Below are 3,271 nucleotides of genomic sequence, written 5' to 3' on the forward strand. Positions count from 1 at the left end.
GGAGAATGGACGTATATCTTCCTCCTCCCTTGCGAAGCGGGGGAGGTGTCGCGGTTCATCCGCGACGGAGGGAGCCACTTCGATAAAGGAGATCAAATCGCCCCCAGACCACCATAGGAGATGTATTTCACGCTGAGATACTCCTCCATGCCCTCGATTGCCCCTTCGCGGCCGATGCCCGATTCCTTGACACCGCCAAACGGCGTCACCTCGGTTGAGATCAAGCCGTCATTCATGCCGACCATGCCATATTCCAGCTTACTCGCCACACGCATGGCGCGGCCGATATCGCGGGTACAGGCATAGGCCGCCAGACCAAACGGCGTGTCATTGGCCAGTTGAATGGCCTCTTCCTCGGTCTCGAACCTGAACAGCGGCGCCACCGGACCGAAGATTTCCGTGTCGAAAATTTCCATGTCGCGGGTGACATTGGTCAGCACCGTGCCCTGATAGAACAGCGATCCCTGCGCATCGACCTGCCCGCCAGTCACAACGTGTGCGCCCTGCTTCACCGCGTCCTCGACCAAGTGCTCCACCTTGTCGATGGCCTTCTGGTTGATGAGCGGCCCCAGCGTCGTTTCCTCCAGCCAGCCGGGCTCCAGTTTCATCGCCTTGACCTTATCAGCCAGGGCCTTGGCGAAGCGATCATAAATACCGGCCTGGACCAGGATGCGGTTGGCGCAGACACAGGTCTGTCCGGAATTGCGATACTTCGAGGCGAGCGCGCCTTCAACGGCGGCGTCCAGTTCGGCGTCATCAAAGACGATGAACGGGGCATTGCCGCCCAGTTCCATTGAGACCTTCTTCATGGTCGGCGCGCAGGCGGCATAGAGCAGCTTGCCGACCGGGGTCGAGCCGGTGAAGCTGAGCTTCTTGACGCGCGTGTCGGAGGTCATGACCTCGCCCACTTCCTTGGCGTGGACGCTGGTAATGATGCTGATCACGCCATCGGGCAGGCCCGCCTGTTTCGCCAGGGCATAGAGCGCCAGGGCCGACAGCGGCGTTTCTTCGGAGGGCTTGATCACCACGGTACACCCCGCCGCCAAGGCGGGGGCAACCTTTCGGGTGATCATCGAGATCGGGAAGTTCCACGGCGTGATGGCGGCGCAGACCCCGACCGGCTGCTTGATGGTCTGCAGGTGCTTGCCGGGCATTGTGGCCGGAATGGTGCGGCCATAGGCGCGCTTGGCCTCCTCGGCAAACCATTCGATAAAGGCGGCGCCGTAAGCGACTTCGCCGCGCGTCTCACGGATCGGCCGTCCCTGTTCCAGCGTCACCAGCATGGCCATATCCTCGGCATGGGCCATGACCAGATCATTCCACTTTTTCAGGATGATCGAGCGCGCCTTGGCGGTCAGGCCGGCCCAGGCCGGGAAAGCGGCGCTGGTGGCATCGATGGCGGCCCTGGTTTCCGCCGCGCCATGTGCCTGTACATAGCAAAGGGTCGAGCCATCGGCCGGGTTAAGCACGGCAAAGCGGTCAGCCGCGGCCTCATCGAAAATAAGCCCGTTCAGCAGGGCGCGCTGTGTATCTGTGAGCTTCATCATCTATGCCTTGAAACTGATCGAAACTGCCTTGAGGTCGGCATATTTATATAAGGCGTGCAGGCTGCGATCACGACCGAAACCCGACTGTTTTACACCGCCAAAAGGGGACGTGATGTCGCAGGCATCCCAGCCATTGATCCACACCAGCCCGGCCTTCAGCACCTTGGCGGCACGCATGGCCTTGCCAATATTGGCCGTCCACACACCGGAGGCCAGGCCATAGATGGTGTCGTTGGCGATCCGGTAGGCGTCGGCTTCATCCTTGAAGGTCAGCACCGACAGGACCGGGCCGAACACCTCTTCCTGCGCCAGGATGTTATCTGGCGCGATATCCAGCACAGTCGGTTCGACGTAAGCGCCGCCGCTTTCGGCGCGGGCGCGCTCACCGCCCATCAGCAGCTTGCCGCCTTCGGCCTGGCCTTTCTCGATATAGTCGAGCGCCGTATTCATCTGGCGCGGCGAAATCATGGCGCCGAACTGGGTCGCCGGATCGAAGGGATCACCGACCTTGATCGTCTTGGCTATGGCCATGACCTTCTCGACGAATACGTCCTTGATCGATTCCTCGACCAGTAATCTGGAAGCTGCCGTACAAACCTGCCCCTGATTATAGAAGACGCCCCAGGCGGCATTAGCGGCCGCGCCATCGAGATCGTCGCAATCGGCAAAGACGATCTGCGGCGACTTGCCACCGAGTTCGAGCGACACGCGCTTGAGGTTGCTGTCCGCCGAGGCGCGCATCAGCATCCGCCCCACCGGGCCCGAGCCGGTAAAGGCGATCATATCGACATCCATATGATGCGCCAGGGCGTCGCCCGCCTCACCGCCCAGGCCGGGAACGACATTAAACACGCCCGCGGGTACACCGGCTTCCAGCGCCAGCATAGCGGTATAGAGCGCGGTCATGGAGGAATTTTCCGCGGGCTTCAGCACAATCGAATTGCCCATGGCAAGCGCCGGCGCCACCTTCCACATCGCCATGTGCAGCGGGAAATTCCATGGCACGATGGCCCCGATCACGCCCAACGGCTCATGCAGCACATAGGACAGGCGGTCCTCCGGCGTCGGGGCCACCTCGCCATAGATCTTGTCGAGCGCCTCGGCGTAATAGCGCGTGGTGTTGATCGCCGCCCCAATATCGAAGCCGCGTGTATTGGCAATAGGCTTGCCAGTATCGAGGCATTCCAGCAGGGCCAGGTTTTCCGAATGCTCGGCCATCAGATCGGCCAGACGGTGCAGGATTTTCTTGCGAATCTTCGGCGCCAAGGCGCGCCAGCGGCCATCCTCGAAGGCTGTCCGCGCCGACTTGACCGCCTGATCGACATCGGCGGCGTCACAGGCCGCGATCCTGTTGATCAGCTTGCCATCGCGGGATGAATAATTATCGAAAGTGCGCCCGGAGATGGATGCCACTTCCGCGCCATCGATCACCGCCTTGTCCGGCAAGTTCAGGGCCTTGAACGTGGCCAGCACGCCTTCCAGCGTATCGGCAGGACTGAGCGGAGCGGAAATCGGCATGGGGCAGCCTCAAAGCAGTTTTGTGATCACAATTAGACACCGCCCCCAATGCGGGTGTCAAGGCACAGTTTTGTAATCCATGCGTAAGATGCCCCACCACCACATCTCACCGCTTCGCGGCTCGTGCGGTCCCCCACCCCCCCAACAGGGGGGGCCCCAAGCGGAGCAGTTCTAATGGGATTAAACAACCCCCAGGTGGGGGGGGG

2 protein-coding genes are annotated in these 3,271 nt (G+C 61.4%); both read right to left on the reverse strand.

All coding sequences use genetic code 11. From position 1 onward, the window contains the following. Positions 1 to 92 precede the first annotated feature (92 nt). Positions 93 to 1,544, reverse strand: coding sequence for an NAD-dependent succinate-semialdehyde dehydrogenase (locus ACTHND_RS10670; protein WP_440177928.1), 1,452 nt, complete (start codon positions 1,542 to 1,544; stop codon positions 93 to 95). A 3-nt stretch (positions 1,545 to 1,547) separates the two neighbouring features. Beyond that, positions 1,548 to 3,065 (reverse strand): aldehyde dehydrogenase, encoded by a 1,518-nt coding sequence (locus ACTHND_RS10675; RefSeq protein WP_440177927.1) that lies wholly within the window; start codon positions 3,063 to 3,065, stop codon positions 1,548 to 1,550. Positions 3,066 to 3,271: the final 206 nt, after the last annotated feature.

This window comes from Asticcacaulis sp. (genome assembly GCF_051954415.1).
Lineage (GTDB): Bacteria > Pseudomonadota > Alphaproteobacteria > Caulobacterales > Caulobacteraceae > Asticcacaulis.

What these genes read in the sequence shown, in the direction of transcription:
- ACTHND_RS10670 (WP_440177928.1), bottom strand. Translation starts at nt 1,544, where the DNA reads ATGAAGCTCACAGATACACAGCGCGCCCTGCTGAACGGGCTTATTTTC.
- ACTHND_RS10675 (WP_440177927.1), bottom strand. Translation starts at nt 3,065, where the DNA reads ATGCCGATTTCCGCTCCGCTCAGTCCTGCCGATACGCTGGAAGGCGTG.